A 22,713-nucleotide genomic window follows, 5' to 3' on the forward strand; every position below is an offset into this window, starting at 1 on the left:
GCTATAAGTGTAATCCGGGCAATGTTGTACTTGCTGTTCGTGGCTAAAGCTGCTTCAACGTGCCGACGCTGGCACTGCGCGGAAAGCCGCCGTCTGGTCAGACATGATTTTTACCGGCGGCAGCTCATAGGTAGAACTGGTGGCAGTAAAAGTAAAGCTCTGGTAAGCCGCGCCGGCATTGGCGTTGAAGGATGAATTGGGTATGGCCTTCAGTGAATTGTATTGATACACATTATATTTAACACCAGCGGTCAAACCGTAAACGGTGGCGGTCAGTGTCAATGGAGCTGCTGCTGGCGGCGTGCTTGAGCCTTTGCTCATGGCAGGGTTTTCGTAGTTCAAATTCGTTGCCAGGCGCACTGGCACAGTTTCCTTATTCAAGTCGATGATACCGGTGATTGCCACTGCTGAATTTTGATTGCTGCTATTGGTGTGCAAGGCCAGCGAATAAGGTGGCGAAGTTGGTGCATTCGCCTGTACCCGCGTCATCTGGAACTTGTCGAAGCCATACTGGAACAAATATGCTGCCGCGACAGGTGGCGCCGTAAACTGATTGGGGTAGTTGACATTGTTGGTGCCGTCATTGTCACTGATCTGCAAAATATCGTCAGGGTAGTAAGTCTGGTTAAAACCCGGCACCAAAGGGTGGTTGGAGGCAATGCCATTGACCGGCACGATATGGTCATAGCTGGAAAAACCTGCCGAGGGATTGCCACCAGGCGCATACCAATTGACATAGACCCCCATGATCACAGGATAGCCTGCCAGCACATGGCCCTTGATCCAGGCCAGATACTGGTTGGTGCTAACCATGTTTGCCTGCCCATCCCATTCAACTGCCGTCAGATGCATATTGGCTGCGGCTGTCAAATCATTGACTGACACAAGCAACTGGCTTTTTTCGTCGGTTTGGTTGATGCCCGGGGTTGCCGCATCGCGCGCCGTGTATTGCGACACATACTGGCCATAATATAAACCCGCACTGATAAAGGCTGTTTCACCACAATAACCGTAATTGGCATTCCACTGATGGCGTGGCGGGATCGCCAATGACATGGAGTACGTTGCCCCCGCTGGCGGCGGAGGAGAATCTGCTGGAACCGGCCCCGGCAATATCACGGGCACCAGGCCAGTGCTGACCGGGATTTGCGTGCTGTTATCCTGCACATTGCTGCTACCACCGCCTGAGCCGCCACCGCAGCCTGCCAATATCGTTCCCAACAAACTAACTGCCAGGATGCCAGTGATCTTTTTATGCATGAAGTCTCCGTATTTTGCGTGAAATTTTTATTCGCGTCATTCTTCTCACAGGTCTTGCTGATTCACCTGAAGTGGCCGGACAGTTGAGTGCTAGCAATTATGCAATGATTTCCTTGCCAGATGAGAAAAATCGCAAACTCTTTAAGCAAGCAAGCAAGCAAGCAAGCAAGCCAGCCAGCAAGCCAGCAAGCCAGCAAGCCAGCAAGCCAGGCCAGGCCATGCCACAAGCACTGGAAGAGGAAGAGTAAATGCATTGCTGCGGCAGTCTTGTACGCTTTGTGGCCTGTGCTAGACTGCCAATTTCTCGCTAAACCCAGTCATCTACCATGCCAGAAACTATCCATACTGCAGGCCAGGGGCATGCGCAATTACAACTCAATACGCATATCACACCGGCCTTTATAGCTAGGCTGGATGTAGAGTTACAACAGTTGCTGCATGGCCGCTTCAAGGCATTACGCCAGCGCATGATGCCAGCAAAAACGGCAGCACGGCTGACGACCATCGTCAAATATCTGAGCATTGCCGGCTTGTGTCTGTGTGTGCTGCTGTTTGCACTGGGTGGCTTGCTGTTTCATGGTATCAGGCTAGAGGTGGCATTTGCTGTTTTTTTCCTGATCATGCTGGTCCTGCACTGGGACAAGAATAAGCGTATCGCAAAGAATGAAAAATTCTTTGGCCCGTATTGGAACTGGCTTGCCAGAAACAGCACAAACCGCATGCTCAAAGTCGCCAAAGCCGCGGCTCCCTTCAATGCCGAATATCACTTCCAGGGTAATATCGCCAGCTATTACCGCGTCGGCAGCGCAGGCAAGGTCCTGGCCTGGAAGCGCGAAATGCGCCACTTCTACCTGCCTGGCCAGCATGTCAGCCTGCTGTTCAAAAAGCAGACATCCATCTATCCCTATGCAATTATCCTGCATGAGCAAGCGCAAGAGCTAGCGGCTTATCTGGAGAGGCTAGGAGTGGTGCGGATAGGCTAGCTTTGAGATGTTGGCCTGATCCTAAGGGTTAAGCGCTGCTACCCCAGTAGCCTTGAAATCTCCCACACTACAGGTAATCACTGTTATGCCATGCACCAGCGCTGTCTGCCTTCATGCACGACAGCGCATTTCATGCACCGGAATTTTCTATTTGAACGAACCGGAAACACAGATAAAGAACGAAATGGCTTTCCTTGACAGGTTAGTACAATTGCCTGTCTCAGCATACCTTGACTTGATCTTGAAGAGAGGCAAAGATCGGAGAGGGCTTTTAAGGCTCTTCGCAAAAATGTATACCGGGTTCCTGCTCTAGTATTTGTTTCAATTCACGATCTAATTTTTCATAAGCTGTTTTTGTATCGAGTTTCCCCAGCATACTTAAAAAATGTGACTTGAAATAGAAAAATGGAATTTCCACTTCCGCGAAGGCACGCCAGATGATATCTGATGGCTTTGGCGTAACGGCTGGATCAAAATTTTCCGCGGCGGTTTCTGTCAGCAGGGAACCACAGCCTACCCAAAGCAAATAACTATCTCTCCTGCACATGACACACCAGCCCCAGTCTTCAGGTATCAACTCTTCAACTTCGTAGCCAAGCTCCTTGAATTTCACGCATAGCCAGTTGCCCAGTTCTTTTCCATAACACGCCGGATTGGTCTCGTCATCTTCACCAGGCAGGACACTGAAAAGATTGGATGTAAACGAGTATGTCGGATTCATATTGCTTTCAATTACTGATGCGCTTGATACCATGGACACTGCTTCCTTCCAGGTAGAGGGTAAGTGTGGTGCAAGATAACTCTCTACCCTGCATGTTACATCACGATTACCCGCCTGCCACTACTTCCCACCCTGCAAAGCCTTCTTCAAGAACGCCATCGTCGCAGGCCAGGCAATAGTCTGTGCCTGTCCGTCTTCTCTGGCATTGCCACCCATGGCAAACGGTGTTTGGTAATCATTGGGGCTATAGCCATCGCCACCGACCAGGTGCCCGGCTTTGGGGAAGGAGAGTAGCTCTGTCTCTAGCCCCGCAGCTTTGCGGCTGGTGACGATGTTGTTGGCCATTTCCAGCGCTGGCCACATCTGGTCGTCGCCACCGGCAATCAGCAAGAGTTTGCCCTTGAAGTTTTCTACCGCGATGCGGGCAGCTTTGGCGCGTTCAGGGTTGGCTTTGCGGCCTTCTATGTAGATATGGCCCAGCACAGGCTGGGTGGTGGCAAAGGCCTTGTCCAGCCCGGCATTGGGTGTGAAGGGCAGGGGTTTGCCCTGATAGCTGAAGCTGCCATAGCGGCCAGCTTCGAGCAGCCTGTCCATGGCAAAACCTTCCCACACCAGGTCGCTGGGGGCGATGGCGACCACGGCTTTGACCCAGGGCAACAGGCTGGCAGACAGCAATGCCATCTCTGCACCTTTGGAGCCGCCCATCAAGGCGATATGGCTGCTGTCTATGTCATTGCGTGCGGCCAGGGTTTTATACAGGGCATCGAGGCCATCGATGGGGATGTCGATAAAGTCCTTGGGCAAGCCTGGCACTTCCTGCCCGCGTGGTGTGTTGGGCGAGTAGTAAGGGTAGCTGACGGCAGCAAAGCCGCGGGCTGCCAGCTTGAGGCCAAAGCGCCGTCCGGCAGAATCACCGCCTTCAGAACCGCCAAGGATGATGACGACAGGTGGTTTGCTGTCAGCGTTGACGCTGGTGGCGGGCAGGTAAATCTTAGTACCGGCATGCCCGCCGATGGTTTCAGTCTTGACGGGTGTGATGCTGCTGCGCAGAGCAAACTTCATTTGTGCCAGTTGTTGCTGGCCTGCCAGTGCGGTCAGCCGGGTTTCTGCGGCTTGCCAGTCTGCATCGACTTTATTGCTGGGTTGCATGGACCAGAACAGGCCAGCCGCATCCACACCGGTATAGCTGCCTGCTTTTGATGCGCTTGTGGCCAGCGTGATATTACCCTGCGCATCGGCCTGCATTTCTACAGTTGACATATAGATGGGCGCATTGGGGGCAAAGCGGCGCTCGGCAAGGATATTGACCGTCTGGCCTGGCTGCAAGCCCTTGAGGCTGATGCCCAGAGGCTCACCAGACAGTGCAGGGTTGCTGGCTGTCATGCTGAAGCTGGCGGCTTCTTGCGCGCTGGCATGATGTGCACTGAAGGCGCCAAGCAAGAGCAGGCTGGCTAATGCCCTGGATAGCAAAGGTTCGGCATAGTGATGAAGATACATGTCCTGGTCTCCGGATTGTTTTTTGAATAATATGCAGACAGGACTATAACCAGACAAGGCCAGACTGTGCAAGTGCAGCAGGGCGGTAATCGCGGGTGGTTTTTACCATGGCTGATGTTGTGAGAAAATAGCGATCTTCAACACGTCTGCCACCTCAGCAATAATTAAAATGTGCATTAACTACACCCCCACACGTCCAGAGCTGATGGAATACTTTAAAGTCCACGGCAAGAGCATGAAAGCCTGGGATGTTGAAGTCTGGCAGGATTATGATGCCCCCATCATCGTGCATGATGCAGATGGCAATCGCCAGGCTTTGCTGGGTGCCTACAGCATGATACCCAAGTCAAGAATGCAGCCCGGCGTTAAACGCTTTTCTACCATGAACGCGAGGGCAGAGACGCTGGGGGCACTGCGCAGCTATGCGCCTTCCTGGCACAGTGGCAAGCTTTGCCTGGTGCCCATGCAAAACTTCTTTGAACCCAATTATGAAAGCGGTGAGGCAGAACGCTGGCGCATAGGTCTCATCGAAGAACCCGACTTTGCCGTCGCTGGTTTGTACAAGGAGTGGCCACAGGAAGACGGCAGCGTCAGTTATTCCTTCACCCAGATCACCATCAACGCCGACGAGCATCCGCTCATGAAGCGCTTCCACAAACCCGGCGAAGAAAAACGCTCCCTCGTCATCGTGCCACCAGAAGACTTTGACGACTGGCTATCCTGCCGCGACCCGGAATTTGCCCGCGCTTTCTTGCGGCCATATCCGGCAGAACGCATGTTTGGCGAGTTTTTCCCTAAACCTCCAGTGGAGAAGGTGGCCAGGATCATCAAGCCCAAAATGCCCAAAAAGCCGCAGATTATTGTGCCTGCTAATATGGATTTGTTTGATTGAAATGACCTTGATCTTACATCGAGGTCTGGTGGCGAAGTATTTTTTGCAGTGAAGGTTATTCTCGAGTTAAAGGTCCTTGCAAGAGCGGTGTTAGTCAAGAATGGCAAATGCCCAATGCGCTGCTGTTCATTCTGATCTCGCTGCGAATACCAAAGAAGGACTTGGCTTGCTGTTCTGCCTTCATGCTCTGTATATCATCTCCGTCGGATAAGAAACAAAGCCCAGGTCCTGGTACAGCGCCTGGCCTTGTTCCGAAGCACTCAGATTGAATGTTTTCAGGCCGCGCTCTTTGCCCAGTTGCAGCACGCCTGCGACCAGTGCCCTGGCGATACCCAGTCTGCGCCAGTCTGGTGCGGTATAGACATTGACTATCCTGCCGCGATGGCCTTGTGTATCACCCCGGATTGGCCCCCAGTCCAGTATCGAAAGGCCAGCACCAGCGACCACGGTGTCGCCAGACTGGGCCAGCAAGCCTAGGTAATTGCCCGCCGCCAGTGTGCCTGCCAGCCAGTTAGCATAAGCATCCAGGTCTTGTTGTTGTTCATCTTCACGATGGAAGCGGTGGCGGGTAATGATGGCGATATCCGCGTGCGTTGCCGGGCGTATGCTCCAGTTGTTTTTCATGTTGTCAATCCAGCCGCAGTTCCCAGTACCCTACATCCACCCATTGCTCAAACTTGCGCCCTACGTCCTTGAAATGGGCGACTTTCTCGAAGCCCAGGCTTTCATGCAGGGCGACGCTGGCGACGTTGGGTTGGGCGATGCCGCCCAGCACAACGTGGATGCCGCGCTGGCGCAGGTCGGCGATCAGGGTTTGATACAGGCGCTTTCCTATGCCTTTGCCAGCATGGCTGGCGGCGACATAGACCGTGCTTTCCACAGAAAACCGATAAGCACTGCGCACCCGCCATGGGGTGGCATAGGCATAGCCAAGGATTTCACCATCCTGCTCTTCTACATACCAGGGCAGGCTGGCGCTGACATTCTCGATGCGCTGCTTCATTTCCTGCTCAGAGACGGGGTTTTCTTCAAAACTGATTGTGGTCCGGGCGACGTAGTGGTTGTAGATGCTTGCGATGGCGGCGGCGTCTGCTGGCGTGGCTGTTCTTATCATGGTGTTGAAGGTGAGGTTGGCTATGACGCTCGCACACTGTCTGCCTTTGCCTAAATGGCAAGTGCTTGAAGATCCTGCGAGGGCATGTGAAAAAGCAAGCTTATCAGCAAAATGCCTGAGGCCTGTGTTTAAGTACGGGATTAATTTAAAAATGCTCTCGTCAAACCAGGCCTCCAGCCAGCTTCACAAACGCATCCACCAGTGGCGACATTTCACCCTTGCGCTGGGCCAGCAGCAGTGAGGTGGTCGCTTCTGCATCTGCAATAGGGCGGTAACAGATACCATCAAAATGAATAGTGTAAAACGAGCCGGGCAAGATGGAGACGCCAAAGCCTGCTGCCACCAGGCCGATGATGGTGGAGGCATCGTTGGCTTCTTGTGCGATTTTTGGGGCAAAGCCTGCAGCGTGGCATAGCCGCAATATGTGCGGGTAAATGCCGGTGCCTGCGCTGGGTGGGTACATGATGAAGGGTTCCTGTGCCAGGTCTTTCATCGGGACTTTTTTCTTTTTCGCCAGCACATGGGTGCTCGGCAGCACGGCCACCAGCGGGTCTTCACGCAGTTTGCGAAAGCGCAGTGGTGACGATACTCCGCGCGCCAGCTCGCCGCCTTCTGGCGGGCGTATGAAGCCTACATCAAGGTGGTGCTGGCTTAAGGCTTCGAGTTGCTTATTGGTTGCCATCTCGCGCAAGGTCAGCTTCACATCTGGATATTGTTGGCGGTAGCTGTTGATGATGGCGGCAAACAGGGGCGTGAACGGCGTCGAGAAAGTAAAGCCTATGCGCAGCTCGCCCGTTTCGCCACGCTGGGCGCGGCGGGCGTTTTCGCTGGCCTGCTCGGACAGGGCCAGGATATGCCGCGCATCCTGCAAAAACAGCTTGCCAGCCTCCGTCAGGCGCACCCAGCGTTTGCTGCGCTCAAATAACTGCGCACCGACATCGGCCTCCAGCATTTGTATGGCATGGCTGAGCGGCGGCTGGCCTATGTGCAGACGCTCGGCGGCGCGGGTGAAGTGCAGTTCTTCGGCGACGGCGATGAAGTATTTGAGGTGGCGGAGTTCCATGGGGGTGTGGGAGAGTGTAAATTGGTTGGTGTAGGTTGGGCTACGGGTTATCAGCCCAACACTGGGCCTCAACAAACGTATACTTTATTCAAGCGCCGAGTGTTGGGCTGGTGAAGCGTAGCCCAACCTACGAAATCACAACCGCGCCCATCATTCAATCATCTAAAAAATGTATTACTAACGCCTTAAATATATATTGGACGCTATAAAAGCGCAAATATAAGATGGGCACTCCCTGATCGTCCAGCCACACCATCATGACCGTCGCCAGCACTAGCCCGTCGCAGCAAATAAGCCGGCCCACCCGCATCGCCGCAGGCACGCCAGCATTCCGGCATATCACCCGCGCCATGATATTTGGCGGTTTCTCTACCTTTTCATTGTTGTACAGCATGCAACCACTGATGCCTTCGCTGGCTTTGCAATTTGCGCTGACACCGGCGCAAAGTAGCTGGGTCTTGTCGATATCGACTTTATCGCTGGCGTTTTCTTTGCTGATCAGCAGCGCCATCAGTGAACGTGTGGGCCGCAAGCCCATGATGGTGGCGGCGCTGGCTCTGGCGGCCATTGCCACGGTCTTGTGCGCGCTGACGCAAGACTTTAGCCAGTTGCTGCTCTTGCGGGGCTTGCTGGGTTTTGCCCTGGGGGGCATGCCTGCAGTGGCGGTGGCTTATATGGGCGAAGAGATTGAGGCCGCTGCCATGGGCACGGCGGTGGGCCTGTATATCGCTGGCAGTGCCCTGGGCGGCATGATAGGGCGCTTGCTGTCAGCCCTGTTGAGTGATCACTTTGGCTGGCGCACGGCGATGGCGGTGATCGGTGTTGCTGGCATTTATGCCGCATGGGAATTCTGGCGCAGCCTGCCGCTGGCGCGCAACTTCAAACCAGCTGCCCGGGTCTGGGACAGCCTGCATCAGGGCGTACGCCTGCATCTGGCCGATGGTGGCCTGTGCATGTTGTTCTGCCTGGCCTTCATGCTGACAGGCTGTTTCGTCAGTGTGTATAACTATATAGGCTACCGCCTGCAGGGTACGCCGTTTGGCTTTAGCCAGAGTACGGCGGGGGCGATTGCCCTGCTGTATGTGCTGGGCATGGGCAGCTCGGTATGGGTAGGGCGGCTGGTAGACCGTATAGGCCGCCGTGGTGTGCTGTGGATAGTCTTGCTGGTGATGATGGTGGGTTTGCTGCTGAGCCTGTCGAACTCCCTGCTTGTCATGATCCCTGGCGTGGCCTTGTTCACCTTTGGTTTCTTTGCTTCTCATTCAGTCGCCAGCAGCTGGGTGGCTCGCCGTGCACAGGGCTACAAGGCAGTTGCTTCTGCGATTTACCTGTGTTTCTACTATCTGGGTTCCAGTCTAATTGGTTCCTTCACGGGCATGGTCTGGGCCAGCCACGGCTGGACTGGCGTGGTCATGCTGCTGGGCGGCATACTCAGCGTGGGTTTGATGATCACCCTGAGATTGCGGACTTTGCTACCTGTGGTGGCTGTTTGATATAAGCAGGCTGAATTGCGCGAGCTGGCTTAGAATGGCAGTCTGCAGGAGATAAAGCAACGAGACAGTCATTCAATTCATCAGGGAATTCTGGCATGGCAAAGCGAACAGTCATCATCGCCGGGGCAAACGGCATGGTAGGGAAGGAAATTCTTGAGGGCCTGCTGGCTGATGACAGCGTGACTGAAGTGCATAGCCTTGGCCGCAAGCTACCCTCGATGGCACATCCAAAACTGACAGCGCATGTCGTCGACTTTGCCAGCTTGCCGGGTTTGCCGCAGGCAGATGAAGTGTATCTGGCGCTGGGAACGACCATTAAGGTCGCTGGCAGCCAGCAGGCTTTTCGTGCCGTTGACCATGATGCCAACCTGGCTGTGGCCAGGGCAGCACAGGCTGCGGGCGTCAAAAAACTGGGGCTGGTCAGCGCCATGGGGGCAGACGCCAGCTCTGGGGTTTTCTATAATCGCGTCAAAGGTGAACTGGAAGAGGCGCTGGAAAAACTGGCCTTTGAAGGGCTGGTCATCGCCAGGCCTTCTCTGCTGGTTGGTGACCGGGATGCTTTAGGCCAGCCAGTGCGGCGCGGTGAAAAACTGGGGCTCGCATTCAGCAAGGTATTTGGCTTCCTCATTCCTGCAAACTACCGGCCAGTCGCAGCGGCTGATGTTGCGAAGTCTTTGTTATCTGCTGTGCCGCAGGCGCAAGGGAAAAACATTTTACTTTCCGGTGCCTTGCATTGAACTTGCCCTGTTAGCGATCAAAAAGCTGACACTATTTTGATTCCCTCTTAACTGGTACTTTCGCTGGCAAGCAAACTGTATATTCCAGGTTAAACGGCACAAAAAGCTTGAGATACTCATCCGGTATGGATACTCTCTGTGTTTGTTTGTCGTCCTCGAAGTTACATCTCAATTGCCCATCTTTGCCACGCTTATGAATCAGCCGGATCGCTTTACCTCACTTGTCGTCAAATTGCGCTGGGCCTTGTGGCTGTATCTTCCCGGCCTGGTGGCAGGCTGCTTCATGCTATACATGCTGCTAGGGATGGGTGCCAGGCACGGTGGTGAAGCGGCAATGGGGCAGGTATTGATGATAGTCGTCCCGCTTTTCCTGGTCATGTTGTTCCCGCCACTGGCACTGCTGTCAAATAGCACCTCGGTGTCAATGCGGCTAGTACAGACCATAGGCATAATCCAGTTGCTGCTTGCCTGTGTATTGCTGGGGGGGCTGGTTTTCTTTAGTTCGCTACAACCTAAATTCCGGCAGGCAAAATTTGCCCTGCTAAGCAGATCTGTGGTGCTGGAAAAAGTCACAGCGACAGCGTATATCCGGCCTGAGCTCGGCAGTGCACAAACCCCGCTGGGCTTGACTATAGTCTCTTCTGTACGCATTACCGACGACATCGTATTGGACAGATATGGCAACGCCATACTGGAGGCTCTGGAGGGCGGAGTCCAGCTTGTTGAGATGAGCAGCGATAAGCGTGTGGTCGCCTCATTTACTTCATTTGGTGATCAAACCGTGAGCTTGAATGGCCGCCCATTGCGGGACTTGCCCGCGCTGGCGAATTACAGTTTTCGTGAATCGGACACGCAGGCCAGAACGGTCTTGCCGGCAGGCTTGTACCAGATCAACCAGGTTTTTTTATTCCCGGGTTTGAACAGAGGTCCGTATGTGCTTCAGAATGAGTCCGGGCAAGAGAAAAGCCGTGCTCTGATGCGCTCATCCACAGTCTGCAAAGCTGAGCATTTCCCTCAATATGAGGCACAGGAACAGACGCAGACGCAGGATCAGAAACGAGGCATTACTGCGCTGCTTGAGGGGAAAGTAAAATTTCCTGGTCGTAGTATCAATGTGGGTTTCGTCAGGAAAGCAGATATTCAGTATCCTTACAATGTTTCTGCCTGGAAGGCCAGCTTTGAGCAATCCAGCCTGCCACTCTGTATTGATCTGGAGCGTGAGGCCAGTGTAGAAAAGTCCAGCTACGATGCCCTGGAAAAGAGCAAAAAAGAAAAGCGCGATTATCTCGACGGCAGCATCAACCCACGCGATTCTGAATTGTATGCAGAAGCATGTAATGGTAATGAGGCCGCTCTGCGCCAGCGTATTGAGGAAGAAACAAAGGGTGATGGTTCGTCGAAGCCCTGGATGCCGCTGATGCAGCTTTCTTCTGTGATCAGGGACTGCGCGATTAAACGCCATGATCTCGCCATCTTTAGCTTGCTTGCCCCGGCATTTTATCAGCAGGGGAAAACCGATATTAAATATTTCAGTGCCAAACAAAGTCAAGAAGAAGTGTGCAGAGTGTTAAGCGACTTGCATGCTTATAGACGACTGGATTTCCTTGAGGCTTTGGTGGCATTGAAACTGCCGATTGATTGTGAAGGCAAGCAATTATGGCGACTTGGCATAGTGCCCAATATTGTTGATGAAACGCCAGAAAATAATAGTGTGTACCAGAAAAAATTGTTTGACGCGAGCTTGAAGCGCAATGATCATTTGCAATGGATCAAAGTGCTGAACTCGCAAAAACTGGATTTATGCCAAAGCATATCGGTGACTATCGCAGGCAGAGAGCGTCATGCACCTTTGCTCAACCTTATTATTGCGGAGTTTCCACCGGAGTTGATACTGGCTGTTTTAAAAACTGGTTGTGATCCGCAGACGATATTGCAAACTCATTATGAAGATGATCGCTTGTTTTCTCCTGCTTTGTCCTGGACGCTGCGCAGGCATAGACGCAAGGACGATTATCAGTTCAAGGAAGTGGTCTCGGATAATAAGCAACTGATCGCTCAGATTGATCAAAGGATGCGGCTAAATGGGGAAGAGCTGAATCAAGTCAATGGCGGAGGTGTGACCAGTGTTTTTATCAAGCTGGTGCCACGCATTCTAGAAAGCCCACCCCAGTTATTAAAAATTTTGATGAAAGCCGGTGCAAAACCAAATGCAGGATTAAAAACCGGCGAGACCTGGTTCTTTCCATTTTTGGGTAGCAATGTCAGCGACGAAACTGACAAACTTGAATTAGCGATTGCCCTGCTGGATGTCTTGAGTGATACCGAACTCAGGCAAGTATTAAATCAGGCAAACAAGCATATAGACAAGATAGAGCCAGGTTTATATGCCTTGAACAAGCCGCGTGATCCAAAGAATTTCCCTGCGCCCTTGCGTGACTATGTGTGCAAGCGCCGCGTGCTTGACTGCCGTTGATGAAGAGCCTGCAATCACAATGCCCCTAATTGCTGCATGAGACCCAGCCTGTCTATCTGTACCCAGGCCTGTGCGATCTTGTTATGCTTGATCTGGTAAATGACATTGCCTTGCTGCGTTACGGCTTTGCCAGTGGCAGCCGTGCCAGCAAACGGGGCGCTGTGAGTGGCATTGAAACTCCACCTGACGGCCACCCTGTCCATCGCGCCAAAGATATCTTCAATCACGAAGTGCACATCAGGGAAGGCTTTGCGCAAGCCTGCGATATTGGCGGTAAATTCAGCATGACCATGTTCACCCCGGTTGCTGCTAAAGTCGGTAGCGATTATTTCTGGCACAAGCTCAAGCTTGCCGGTATTGAAGCAGTCTTCATACAGACGGCGCACGAGTTCCTGATGTTGCAGGTTTTGTTCAGCAGGGTTTGTTGCAGTCATCTTCATTTCTCCGGAAATAATGCTTGAAGGGTGATGAAAGCTAGTGTAAAACCTCAACTTAACTTGAGGTCAAGGAGAATTTCATGGCAAGGATTAATCCGCAAGATATAGGCAAACCACTGGCAGTGGGTGAGGTGGCGACGCGCAGTGGTGTGGCGGTATCGGCCATGCACTTCTACGAAGCCAAAGGCTTGATCCACAGCCAGCGCAATGCGGGTAACCAGCGCCGCTATGCGCGTGATGTATTGCGTCGCATTGCTGTCATCAAGGTGGCGCAACGCCTGGGTATCTCGCTGGCATCCATCCATGCGGCGCTGGCAGAACTGCCAGAAGGCCGCACCCCCACCGTGGCCGACTGGGCCAGGTTATCAAAGCGATGGAAGACCGAACTCGATGAACGCATCAGCCAGCTCATGGAATTGCGCGAGCAACTGGGCGACTGCATAGGCTGCGGCTGCCTGTCCATCAAGGCCTGCAAACTGCGCAACCCGCTGGATACTCTGTCAGAAGAGGGGGCAGGGGCGCGTTTGCTGGGTGTGGAAACAAGGTAAGAAAACTATTCTTAAGAGAATGAAATAATCAATGACAAATAGCGATGAACAAAGAAATGATGCGGAGCTGAGCGGCAAGATCAAACCAGCAGATATTAGAAACTTGCGTGCCAAAGGAGCGATACATCAACTCAATTTTTCGGAACTGCCCACGCTGACAGTCAAGCTGGCGCAAGCTTTGCCAGCCTTGCAATCAGTCGAGAATCTCTGGCTGTGGTGTGACGTGACGCGCAAGGCCATGCAGCATGTCATTAAAATCCCGGGTTTGCGTGTGCTGGACATACTGGCAATTGAAGGGCCGGGCAAGCTGCCTGGGTTTGCTGATGCAAGCTCGCTGGAGATTTTTCGGGCTAATTTCTATTTGTCAGAAGAGGACGTTACCGCGGTTTTGCAAGCACCGTCCTTGATCGAATTGGGCATGCAGGGGGCGACCCTGTCACCGCATATTATCGACATGATGCTGGCGCATCCGCATCTGGCAGCGCTAGACATGGAGAGCACAGAGTTCGATGACGCCATGGCCTTGACCCTGAGCGCAAGCAAAAAAATACACTCACTTGATATAGGTGCGACCAAAATCACAGGCACCGGTCTCGCGCATCTGACACGCATGACACAACTTAAATCGCTGGACCTGTGGGCGACGCAAGTGACTATAGCTGATCTGGATTTGCTGACGCAACTGCCGCAACTGGAATATTTGTCACTGGGTAATTTTGACGATATGCCCAGCCTGGATGCAGCAGAACTTATTCCCCGGCTGGAGGCACTGCCTGCGTTAAACAATATCTGGCTTGATGGAATTAAATTTGATGAACAGCAGGCAGCACGCCTGCGTACGAGAGTAGCGCGCGTGAATATTACCTGTGCCTAGCAGGGCAGTATGCTCCATGCTGACTCTGCACGGATGGTTGTCATTTCTGTGCCTGGTGAAGCAGTATTTTTATAGGCACTGTGCTACATTGTCATATTAAATTAATATGGATTTAGCGTATATGTATATCCTGGGGATGGCTATATTATTGTCAGGCAGTGCGTTTCTCGTGTTATGGCATCTATACGTAACCATGAATATTTTTGGCTATGGTATTGTGCAGACCTTGTTGTGCCTGCTCGTACCCGGTTATATTTTGCTATGGGCCTTGTATCACCGTCTTTCCTGGAATTTTTTTGTTTTTTATTTCTCTGGGATAGCATGGGTGCTGCTGGGTGTTGTGATGTTGCGCTAATGTTTCCGCTGGAGATTCTATGCAAGCAAGCAAGTCTTATCGCCCATGGCAGATGTTTGCCAGCTATGAGCAGTCAGCATGCCTGCTGGTTTTGTTGAGTTTGCTGCTGACTTTGCTGGCAACAAGCGCCCAGGCGCGCCAGTCTGACTGGGAAAAGATCATCACCGCTGGCACCAGCTATGCGCAGGCCACGCAGCAATCCCTGGAAGATGATTACAAAATTTTGAGCTATGAACGCTGGGACGTGGACCAGAAAACGGGTGACTTGATATTTTCAGACAAGGGCCAGCCAAGATTGCTGGCAAGGTTTCAATTTGTAGGCTCGTATTCCGAACGCGATAAAACCTGGCTATGGAGCTGGGGCAATGGCAGTATCACCCCCGCCTTATACAAACGCCTGGAAGTGATGAAGGGCCTGGGCGAAAAACACAAGTTTAAAAAACTGACAGAGCGCAGCTGGACCGGTGAATTGAACGACGCCTGGGAAATGGCGGCAGTCGCCAATTACCTCCTGAAAGCCAAAGGCATTTACCGTGCACCGTTTGATGGTGGGTATGTGTTTATGGTGATTACAGATGTGAAGTATCCTGCGGCGCAGTGAGTTTAGAACTCATTTCATAAATAGGGTGAGATGCGTTTGCCTCATAACGAGGGCTGGCAAGGCGGACGAGGCAGTCAATAGCTTTGCCTATTGACAACGAGTCCAACGCAGTCCAGCGCGCGTTATGAGGCAAACCCTCCGGGAACTGACGATTTGGGCGCATTGCAGCGTTGCGCCCCTCGCTAAGGCAAGAGCCTTAGCAGCGGGTCACGCCTTGCACTGCATCCCAAATCGTCTTGTTCGCACTCATCCTATTTATGAAATGAGTTCTAGTTACCCATCTTATTGTTCACGGACTGATTCTATCTGTCTGCACCCGTCGACAGTAATTTCTCGCCTTGGAGCTGAACCACCTGAACTTGCCATGCTGGAGTAGCTTTCAATGACGAGTCTGGCATGGCTGGATTCGGTATCCAACTTGTAATTTTCTCCACCGTACATGCCTGGTATTCTAAAAGACATTTGTGGCTCTTGCAGCTCCATTAATATGCTAAGTTCAGGGCAGCGCAACTGATGTATTTTCATGCTGCTCATTCTTTGCAGGAAATGCCAGAAATGTTCCTGGATAATTTCCATGTCCCTGATAGGATAAGGATGGAGAATAACTGGCTCCAGCAGGTCGAATAAGTGGGCATGACCGTAGCGGCGGGCAATATCGACAGGGCGTTCACCTGCGGCGTTTTTGATCGTGCGCCAAGCACCCAGGTCCAGCATGGCCTGAACTACTTCGATGGGGGCAGCTGCCTCAGCCGCCCAATGCAAGGGCGTATTTTTTGTGGCGCCGCTTAACTGCCAGTCATTTGGGTTGGCACCCCTGTTCAATAACGTGATGACTTGTTTCCAGTTCGCTGTTTGTACTGCTGCTGCCCATCGCTTGCGGTTGTTGTCCCAGCCATGGCGCAGCGTACTTGATTGTGTGACGCCATCCCAGGAGTGGCTGAACATATAAGCCAGGTCGCGTCTTTCCTTGGTGGACAAGGTATATTCAACTTCACCTTCAGATTGGTAAGTATCTTCCGGTGGTAATCCAAATCCATGATCATAGGGGCTGCGAGTATCTTGCCTGTAGCTGACAGCGATACTGACTTGATGAGAATAATAATGTTCTATCTGCAGCGATATCATGTTGTCGAAGTCTTTATAATCGTCGGGATAGCTAGCGATCGTGATGACCTTGTGCGCTACGCCCTCAGGACGAAGTTCAATAACAGTGTGTAATGGTCTGCCAGTGCTGTCGTTGCCAAGCTCTATCCGTATGGAATCGGCTTCTATCGGAACCAACTTCAAGCCATCACTTTTGATTGCATATGCCTGATATTGCTCGCGTCCATTTTGCATGGCTTTGCGCCGGTTTATTGTGTCGACGTAAGCTTGCTCTGGCCCGTAAATCAGGGTAACTATGCTACTGTTTAAACGGCTACGTAGTTGTTGTAGTAAGAGTGAGGCTTTTTGTAGAATAGACATAGGGCATTCATGGACGGATAGTCTGGCATGGCAAGAATTTATAGCATCTTACCTGCTCATATGACCCAGGCAAATATTTTATGGGAGAGCGTAAGCAGCATAGATAAATATTCGCCTGGCGCATCGCGTTTACCTGAATATCCATTTCATTGATAAAATACAAATACCCAAGGTGCTGGCGGTTTGGTGGCCAAGCGTCCCAGGCATACTGCTGCTGTCCGGTTTGCATGCATCATGGCACTCAGGTGCTGATGGATGCTTGCTGTTTTTCTGTCTGTCCGACCCCTCACCCTGAAAGTCATCCATGAGCAATTTACCTGCAACTGCTGCAAATCGTAGCGTGACACCTTATCTTATCGTCCAGGGAGCCATTGCGGCACTGGAGTTTTATACATCGGCATTTGGTGCGAAGGAGCTGGTGCGCCTGGATGATGGCAATGGCAAGATCATGCATGCTGAACTCGATATAGCTGATGCGCACATCATGCTGGCAGATGAGTTCCCTGACATGGGTTATCGTGGCCCGCAGAGTCTGGGTGGCTCTACTGTTTCGCTGCATCTGTATGTAGACGATGTGGACAGCGTTTTCGCCCGCGCTGTTGAGCTGGGGGCCACAGCCACCATGGCCGTGGCGGACCAGTTTGATGGTGACAGGCGCGGCACCCTGACTGACCCCTTTGGCCATGTCTGGTTGCTTGCCAGCCGCAAGGAAGATGTGTCGTATGAAGAGATGCGCGCCAGGTTTGCCAAAATGATGGGGCAGGCTTGAATGCAGGGCATGGATTTGATCGATTGCCCGTGAAGACTCCAGACTTAGGTACTTCATCGTCGCTGTCTGTTTGTTTTTTTGCCGCGCTGGCGCTGGTTTTTTCTGCATTTTATATACAGCTCTCCTTGCTGGGTTTTGTCTTGATATTACTGTTGGTGTTTGCTGTTGGGGCTTACGCCAGTTTCAGGGCGCTGATGCTGTTGCCGGGGTTTTTTAGTCAGCAAGGGCTTACTCGTAGCTGGCGGCTGGCCCTGGTGTTGGCATCTTGGCTGGCGCTCTGGTATTTGCCATCGTCTGATTTTGCTGCACATGTGGATGTCAGCTTGTTCCACAATCGTTATAAAAACGAAGTAGCTCAAGTCCAGAATCAATCCCCGGATAACTGTGGAAAAATACTGACTTGTTATGCCGATGGCGGCCAGCCTCCTTATGTTTTTTTTCCTTATAGCCTGCATTTGCCGTTTTCAGGCGAGCAAGGAGTGTTATATGTGCCTGACTCTGCAGGGATGCCAAAGCAGCAGCGGCTGGATAAAATTTCTGGTGCGATGACTTGCCAGCCAATGCCATTGCGTGAGCACTTTTTTTCTTGTGCCATGTCTGCCTATGGCGGCTAGCTCTTGTATCCTGTTGATGAATGGTAGCTGGTCAGCCATAATAGTGTATGCGTGCATTCAATTTTTTAATGAGCTTGCTGTTTGTTCTTGCGGGCTTGCCGGGTTTGCTGATCAGTATTTATACGGCAGTCGTGCCTGTCGATCATTATGTGAAAATCGATAATGACAACTATGCCGCCATCCAGGCTGCTGCCGGGTATGTCAATGCTTTCAAGAGCAAGTATTCACGCACACCCACCAGGAATGATTTCTCTCTTTGGGTAGGAAGCAGAAGCTATACGGGCCGGGGGGACCTCGATTATTATAATGAGGAATTTTCTGAGGAATTGATCGCAGTATATGGTCCACCTCCGGAAGATGGCTGTGTCTTGAGCATACTTGCCGGGTCTGTCCAGGCTTCTTACCCTTCCTGGTCTAAAAGCGACAGGCATGCTTATATTTACGAATCCAACCTCTGGTCGAACGGTAGCCGCTGGGCTGATGTTGTGTCTGGCGCATGGTGGTGGATATTGATGTTTACCATGGCCGCCATCAGTAGCATGGGCTGGCGGGATGAAGATGAAGTTAACACGCAAAAAAAGGTATGAAAACTTATGCCTTGAAGTTGTTGAATGTGTTGGCGACTGGCTTGTTTGTTGTCCTGGGCATACCTTACTTTTTGCTGTCGCTGTATGTGGCCTTTGCCAGCTTCGATCAATACATCAGTGTCGATGAGAAAAACGCTGCTTACATCAAAGCCACCAGGGAATACGTGGCCGCTTTCCAGAAATTGCATGGGCGCATGCCTGCAAGCGAGGACTTCAGTTACTGGAAGTCAGCAGACTATCGCATGAAAGCTGCGACACACTTTTACAGCAGCACAGAGTTTTCAGAAGACTTGATCAGGGAATTTGGCGCAGTGCCTGAGGATGGATATGTGCTGCAATTTTATGTTCGTAGCCACAAAGTGAAACTGCCTTCATGGGCCAGGAATGACAGCCGTGCTTTTTTACCTGATGAAGATTTCTGGATGCATGGTAGTCGTTGGGGCTCGGTGATTTTTTTTGCAGTGTGGGGAGGAATTTTATTGGCGCTGGCGACGATGACCAACGTCAAGCTGGCGCGGCTGAAGGATGCGGGCAAGCCAGGGCCTGCATCTGACAGCCTGCCATCCAAGACCAACAAACTTTCGCATGAAAGCTGGTGATCACGCTGCTGGTGATGGCAGATAACTGGTCGTTTGTCTCGCAAGGCATCAAGCTGGCAGACCACTCACCAGAAAAGCATGGGCCTCGGATTTGAAATCTGTGCGCTTGCCAAAATAAGCTACGCTGAGTAACTGTAGCTGGTCTTTCAAAGGATTTGCTTCAATATAGTTACTGGCCAGGAATCGCTGGTAATCAGCTTTGTTTTTCAGACACAGGCTGATCGCCTGTACATAATAATCATGCGCAATGTCTGCCCTGGCGGCGATCAGCATGTCTTCTATCTGTGCCAGCAAATGTCCCCGCATATTGTAAAGAAACTGGGCAAAGCCACCCTGGCTGATGTCGTAGTCAAAACGCGCAGCTAGCAAATGTGGCAGTTGTTGTGCATGGGTGCTGGCGATTGCCTGCCAGTCGCCAGAGTCGGTGATGGCCAGCCATGACTGCAGCTCGGTATCAATGGCATTTTGTAGTTTGTCTGTTGGCATGGCTGTGTTGTGAGCTCATTCAGAGCTAGTGTTGATTTGTTGATAGTATGCCACTCTATCGATGGGCTTGCAGCTTTCTCATTCAATTTATGAGTATTAAACTACTCATAAATATAAATATGAGTAGTTTAATCGCATTTTTAACTTGAAAAAAGCCCATGCTGGCGTATATTGATACTCATCAGGATTACTATGAGTACTATCATGATCAATATTGTTGAGCAGTTAAATGCCATGCGTGAGGCCAGCAAGCAGTCCCAGTCTGAGCTGGCAGAGCGTGCTGGTTTGAGCCGCATGACGGTGGTGCGTACCGAGCACGGGCAGATAGACCCGCGCCTGTCCACCATACAAGTCATGGCCAGGGCGCTGGGGCTGGAATTGATGCTGGTGCCCCAGGAATTGACGGGGCCCTTGCTGTCTTTCATACAGGCTGGGGGCAAGTACCTGGGGCAAGAGCAGGGGATAGATGCACCCTTGTCCGTGGTAGATAGTTTGCTGGCGCGTGAGCGAGGGTAGGGGGCATGGCGTATGTAGTTTGTCTGTAGGTCGGGGCGCGCCTCGTAGGTTGGGCTACGGTTTACCAGCCCAACAATGGGCGTTTAAATAACGTATACGTCTGTGGATGCCCAGTGTTGGGCTGATAAGGCGTAGCCCAACCTACCAGGTCATCCAACCTACCAAGTCATCCAACCTACTCCCCATACTTTACTTTGAGCCATGACCACCTCCATCCGCTACCTGCGCCTCTATCTGCACACCCCCGAGACGGGCAAGACGGCTATTGGCTATCTGTCTGCCTACGGTGACATCTTGCGGCTGTCGTTTGATGAAGCCTATATTCGCGATGCCAATCGTCCCATACTGTCGCTGGCCTATCAGGGTGTGAACGAGGCTGCCACGCAGGCCATCTTGCGTTCTGAGCGGGATATACGCATGGTGCGTACCGATGGTAAATGGCCAGTGTATTTCCAGAACCTGCTGCCGGAAGGCCATAACCGTGAACGCCTGGCGCGGGAACGGCAGTGTGGTACCGATGATGAGTTTGAATTGCTGGCCGCCGCTGGCCATGATCTGATGGGCGCATTGGAAGTTGAACCCGTGCCTGCGCGTGAAGGTGTGCCCGACGCTGTGCGCCTGTGGCATACCACCATGGGCAAGGATGTACTGGAGCCAGGCTTTGTCGAAGACCCTGTGGCCGATGCAGCGGCCATACCCGGCGTGGTCACCAAGTTTTCTGCGGTACAGGAGGGGCGACGTTATCTGATCAAACGTCATGGTGCGCCAGGTGCTTACATACTCAAGCTGCCAACTATCACTCACCCTGAGCTGGCACATAATGAGGCGAGCGGCTTTGCCCTGTTGCAGGCGCTGGGCATACAGTGTGCGCAAGCAAGCATCATCGGGCGTGCAGATGCTGAATTACCAGCCAACTTGCCCTTTGATGATTTACTGGTGGTCAAGCGTTTTGACCGCGCAGAGCAGGGGCGGCGTGTGCATATGGAAGAATTTGCGCAACTGCTGCAATACGCCCCCAAAAACAAATACGGCAAGGACTTGCTGACCGATTATGCCGCCATCCTGAATGTGCTGGAAAACCTCTCCAGCCAGGCCGTGCAAGACACGGCAGAATTCGTGCGACGCTTTGTCGCCTATATCCTCATGGGCAATACCGATGCCCATTTGAAAAACTGGGCCGTGATCTACCCAGATGGCCGCCACCTGCAACTCGCTCCGGCCTATGACCCGGTCTGCGTGACGGCCCTGTTTGCCGATGTACCTGCTGACCATTATGGCGTCAACAAGGCCATCGATGCGAGCTTGAAGACATTTACCTGGCAAGACATGGATCAGCTATTGAGCCAGGCCAGGGTCTTACGCAAAGCCCGCCTCATGCAAATTGCGCGGCAGACCGTGCAACAGGCAAAGGAGAAATGGCCTGCGATACTGGCGATAGCACCAGCGAGGGTGCGGGATGCGGTGACAGCCAGGCTGGCAGGTGGTGTGGCGCTGGTATAAAACCGGGTCTTTTTATTTTTTGTAGGAGCGGCTTTAGCCGCGAACAGCATGCCGTGTCGCTTATCGCTGTTTGTGTGATGTTTTCGCGGCTGAAGCCGCTCCTACAGAGCAAGGTGGGGTGCGTATGGAGAAACGCGTTAGTCTCAGCTTTGCACATGGTTTCTGTGTTTTAATGCTGTTCTTTATATAATGATTAACAGGCCAAACATGTTACTCCGTCGTCATTTGCTTAAAACCGTTCTGGCGCTCAGCTGCGCCGCACTCAGCCCCGTGGCTGCCTGGGCTGCTGGCTTTAGTTCAGAGCGCATCACCGTAAAAACTGAAGGCGAGGGCAAGGATGTGATTCTGGTGCCTGGCCTGAGTTCTTCGCCACGCGTCTGGGCTGAGATGGTCAAGGCGGTGCCGGGCTATCGTTATCACCTGGTGCAAGTGTCCGGCTTCGCTGGCCAGGCGGTCGGTGGCAATACCGAAGGCCCGGTGGCTGCACCAGTGGCAGAAGAAATTGCCCGCTATATTGCAGTGCAGGGCATGCACAGGCCCATCGTCATTGGTCATTCCATGGGCGGCACCATAGGCATGATGCTGGCGGCGCGCCATCCACAAGCGATCAGCAAGTTGATGGTGGTGGATATGTTGCCGTTTTTGGGCGTGATGTTTGGGCCGCCAGGCACGACGGCACAAAGCCTCAAACCCGTGGCCGACGATATGCTGCTCAAGATGCGTAGCACTACGCCAGAAGCGCGTGCACAAAGAACAGAGGCGACGATCAAGAGCATGATCAATAACGCCGCCATGCGCCCGCCTGCTGTGGAAGACGGCTTGAAGAGTGACCCGGATGTTTCTGCCCGCGCCTATCATGAGCTGCTCACGACAGACCTGACGCCAGAGCTGAAAAACATCGCCGTGCCTACCTCGGTCCTGTATGTCGTGCCCAATGGTGTGCCACTCAGCCCTGAACAAATGGATGGCTTCTACAAAATGGCCTATGCTAACGTAAAAGATGTCAGCCTGAAACGCATCCCTGCCAGCGCCCACTTCATCATGTGGGACCAGCCTGAACAATTCCAGGCTGAGGTCAGGGGTTTTTTGAAGTAGGCAGTCATCAAGATTGTGGCAGTACCTTGGGTACT

25 protein-coding genes are annotated in these 22,713 nt (G+C 52.5%); 16 read left to right on the plus strand and 9 right to left on the minus strand.

Annotated features, from left to right (window positions below):
• Positions 1 to 54: 54 nt before the first annotated feature.
• Positions 55 to 1,260: a hypothetical protein gene (locus tag DFR42_RS19380; protein ID WP_211324361.1), complete on the minus strand. Its 1,206-nt coding sequence runs from the start codon at positions 1,258 to 1,260 to the stop codon at positions 55 to 57.
• Between the two features lie 104 nt (positions 1,261 to 1,364).
• On the opposite strand from DFR42_RS19380, the gene DFR42_RS29280 reads away from it, so the two are divergent.
• Positions 1,365 to 1,508, plus strand: a complete 144-nt coding sequence (locus tag DFR42_RS29280; RefSeq protein WP_170133586.1) for a hypothetical protein — start codon at positions 1,365 to 1,367, stop codon at positions 1,506 to 1,508.
• A 78-nt stretch (positions 1,509 to 1,586) separates the two neighbouring features.
• Complete coding sequence (locus tag DFR42_RS19385; protein ID WP_110256687.1) at positions 1,587 to 2,243, plus strand: hypothetical protein; 657 nt, start codon at positions 1,587 to 1,589, stop codon at positions 2,241 to 2,243.
• Between the two features lie 271 nt (positions 2,244 to 2,514).
• Here the strand turns inward: DFR42_RS19385 and DFR42_RS19395 are convergent, their stop codons facing one another.
• Both DFR42_RS19395 and DFR42_RS19400 read right to left on the minus strand, forming a co-directional pair.
• Positions 2,515 to 2,997: a hypothetical protein gene (locus DFR42_RS19395; protein ID WP_146218903.1), complete on the minus strand. Its 483-nt coding sequence runs from the start codon at positions 2,995 to 2,997 to the stop codon at positions 2,515 to 2,517.
• Between the two features lie 87 nt (positions 2,998 to 3,084).
• Positions 3,085 to 4,461, minus strand: a complete 1,377-nt coding sequence (locus DFR42_RS19400) for an acyl-CoA thioester hydrolase/BAAT C-terminal domain-containing protein (RefSeq protein WP_110256689.1) — start codon at positions 4,459 to 4,461, stop codon at positions 3,085 to 3,087.
• 205 nt (positions 4,462 to 4,666) lie between these two features.
• On the opposite strand from DFR42_RS19400, the gene DFR42_RS19405 reads away from it, so the two are divergent.
• On the plus strand, positions 4,667 to 5,353 hold the full coding sequence (locus tag DFR42_RS19405) for an SOS response-associated peptidase family protein (RefSeq protein ID WP_245937020.1): 687 nt from the start codon (positions 4,667 to 4,669) through the stop codon (positions 5,351 to 5,353).
• Positions 5,354 to 5,533: 180 nt separating this feature from the next.
• On the opposite strand, the gene DFR42_RS19410 is transcribed toward DFR42_RS19405, so the two are convergent.
• The 3 genes from DFR42_RS19410 to DFR42_RS19420 form a co-directional block, all read right to left on the minus strand.
• Complete coding sequence (locus tag DFR42_RS19410; RefSeq protein ID WP_110256691.1) at positions 5,534 to 5,977, minus strand: GNAT family N-acetyltransferase; 444 nt, start codon at positions 5,975 to 5,977, stop codon at positions 5,534 to 5,536.
• A 4-nt stretch (positions 5,978 to 5,981) separates the two neighbouring features.
• Positions 5,982 to 6,467 carry an arsinothricin resistance N-acetyltransferase ArsN1 family B gene (locus DFR42_RS19415; protein WP_110256692.1) on the minus strand — a complete coding sequence of 162 codons (486 nt, stop codon included), beginning with the start codon at positions 6,465 to 6,467 and terminating at the stop codon, positions 5,982 to 5,984.
• A gap of 160 nt (positions 6,468 to 6,627) precedes the next feature.
• A complete protein-coding gene (locus tag DFR42_RS19420) occupies positions 6,628 to 7,530 on the minus strand; it encodes a LysR family transcriptional regulator (RefSeq protein WP_110256693.1) in 903 nt (300 codons plus the stop codon).
• 257 nt (positions 7,531 to 7,787) lie between these two features.
• Here DFR42_RS19420 and DFR42_RS19425 point away from each other — a divergent pair, with 257 nt between their 5' ends.
• The 3 genes from DFR42_RS19425 (at position 7,788) to DFR42_RS19435 (ending at position 12,233) form a co-directional block, all read left to right on the plus strand.
• Positions 7,788 to 9,023 carry an MFS transporter gene (locus DFR42_RS19425; protein WP_110256694.1) on the plus strand — a complete coding sequence of 412 codons (1,236 nt, stop codon included), beginning with the start codon at positions 7,788 to 7,790 and terminating at the stop codon, positions 9,021 to 9,023.
• Between the two features lie 95 nt (positions 9,024 to 9,118).
• Positions 9,119 to 9,760, plus strand: coding sequence for an NAD(P)H-binding protein (locus DFR42_RS19430; RefSeq protein WP_110256695.1), 642 nt, complete (start codon positions 9,119 to 9,121; stop codon positions 9,758 to 9,760).
• A 193-nt stretch (positions 9,761 to 9,953) separates the two neighbouring features.
• On the plus strand, positions 9,954 to 12,233 hold the full coding sequence (locus DFR42_RS19435; RefSeq protein ID WP_110256696.1) for a DUF998 domain-containing protein: 2,280 nt from the start codon (positions 9,954 to 9,956) through the stop codon (positions 12,231 to 12,233).
• A gap of 14 nt (positions 12,234 to 12,247) precedes the next feature.
• On the opposite strand, the gene DFR42_RS19440 is transcribed toward DFR42_RS19435, so the two are convergent.
• Entirely contained in the window at positions 12,248 to 12,667 is a 420-nt protein-coding gene (locus DFR42_RS19440; protein WP_110256697.1) for an ester cyclase, read from the minus strand.
• Positions 12,668 to 12,750: 83 nt separating this feature from the next.
• On the opposite strand from DFR42_RS19440, the gene soxR reads away from it, so the two are divergent.
• From soxR to DFR42_RS19455, 3 genes are all read left to right on the plus strand, one after another.
• A complete protein-coding gene (soxR, locus tag DFR42_RS19445) occupies positions 12,751 to 13,218 on the plus strand; it encodes a redox-sensitive transcriptional activator SoxR (RefSeq protein ID WP_110256698.1) in 468 nt (155 codons plus the stop codon).
• A 31-nt stretch (positions 13,219 to 13,249) separates the two neighbouring features.
• Positions 13,250 to 14,092 (plus strand): hypothetical protein, encoded by an 843-nt coding sequence (locus DFR42_RS19450; RefSeq protein WP_110256699.1) that lies wholly within the window; start codon positions 13,250 to 13,252, stop codon positions 14,090 to 14,092.
• 374 nt (positions 14,093 to 14,466) lie between these two features.
• Complete coding sequence (locus DFR42_RS19455) at positions 14,467 to 15,048, plus strand: DUF6882 domain-containing protein (RefSeq protein WP_110256700.1); 582 nt, start codon at positions 14,467 to 14,469, stop codon at positions 15,046 to 15,048.
• Positions 15,049 to 15,330: 282 nt separating this feature from the next.
• On the opposite strand, the gene DFR42_RS19460 is transcribed toward DFR42_RS19455, so the two are convergent.
• Complete coding sequence (locus DFR42_RS19460; protein WP_170133587.1) at positions 15,331 to 16,386, minus strand: ankyrin repeat domain-containing protein; 1,056 nt, start codon at positions 16,384 to 16,386, stop codon at positions 15,331 to 15,333.
• Between the two features lie 430 nt (positions 16,387 to 16,816).
• Between DFR42_RS19460 and DFR42_RS19465 the strand changes: the two genes are divergently transcribed.
• From DFR42_RS19465 to DFR42_RS19480, 4 genes are read left to right on the plus strand one after another with little or no spacing between them, the layout of a single operon-like run.
• Positions 16,817 to 17,281 carry a VOC family protein gene (locus DFR42_RS19465; RefSeq protein ID WP_110256702.1) on the plus strand — a complete coding sequence of 155 codons (465 nt, stop codon included), beginning with the start codon at positions 16,817 to 16,819 and terminating at the stop codon, positions 17,279 to 17,281.
• 29 nt (positions 17,282 to 17,310) lie between these two features.
• Positions 17,311 to 17,895, plus strand: coding sequence for a hypothetical protein (locus DFR42_RS19470; RefSeq protein WP_110256703.1), 585 nt, complete (start codon positions 17,311 to 17,313; stop codon positions 17,893 to 17,895).
• A gap of 47 nt (positions 17,896 to 17,942) precedes the next feature.
• Positions 17,943 to 18,482 (plus strand): hypothetical protein, encoded by a 540-nt coding sequence (locus DFR42_RS19475; RefSeq protein ID WP_110256704.1) that lies wholly within the window; start codon positions 17,943 to 17,945, stop codon positions 18,480 to 18,482.
• Entirely contained in the window at positions 18,479 to 19,081 is a 603-nt protein-coding gene (locus DFR42_RS19480) for a hypothetical protein (protein WP_110256705.1), read from the plus strand. Before DFR42_RS19475 ends, DFR42_RS19480 begins: the two co-directional genes overlap by 4 nt.
• Before the next feature lie 48 nt (positions 19,082 to 19,129).
• Here DFR42_RS19480 and DFR42_RS19485 read toward each other — a convergent pair whose 3' ends face one another.
• Entirely contained in the window at positions 19,130 to 19,567 is a 438-nt protein-coding gene (locus tag DFR42_RS19485) for a DMP19 family protein (RefSeq protein WP_110256706.1), read from the minus strand.
• Between the two features lie 192 nt (positions 19,568 to 19,759).
• Here DFR42_RS19485 and DFR42_RS19490 point away from each other — a divergent pair, with 192 nt between their 5' ends.
• The 3 genes from DFR42_RS19490 to DFR42_RS19500 all read left to right on the plus strand — a co-directional run bounded on the left by DFR42_RS19490 (position 19,760) and on the right by DFR42_RS19500 (position 22,678).
• The gene (locus DFR42_RS19490; protein WP_211324362.1) at positions 19,760 to 20,083 is read left to right on the plus strand and encodes a helix-turn-helix domain-containing protein; all 324 of its coding nucleotides are present in this window, start codon (positions 19,760 to 19,762) and stop codon (positions 20,081 to 20,083) included.
• A 201-nt stretch (positions 20,084 to 20,284) separates the two neighbouring features.
• Positions 20,285 to 21,583 carry a type II toxin-antitoxin system HipA family toxin gene (locus DFR42_RS19495; RefSeq protein WP_110256707.1) on the plus strand — a complete coding sequence of 433 codons (1,299 nt, stop codon included), beginning with the start codon at positions 20,285 to 20,287 and terminating at the stop codon, positions 21,581 to 21,583.
• A 207-nt stretch (positions 21,584 to 21,790) separates the two neighbouring features.
• Complete coding sequence (locus DFR42_RS19500; protein WP_110256708.1) at positions 21,791 to 22,678, plus strand: alpha/beta fold hydrolase; 888 nt, start codon at positions 21,791 to 21,793, stop codon at positions 22,676 to 22,678.
• Positions 22,679 to 22,713 lie beyond the last annotated feature (35 nt).

Source organism: Undibacterium pigrum (genome assembly GCF_003201815.1).
GTDB lineage: Bacteria > Pseudomonadota > Gammaproteobacteria > Burkholderiales > Burkholderiaceae_D > Undibacterium > Undibacterium pigrum.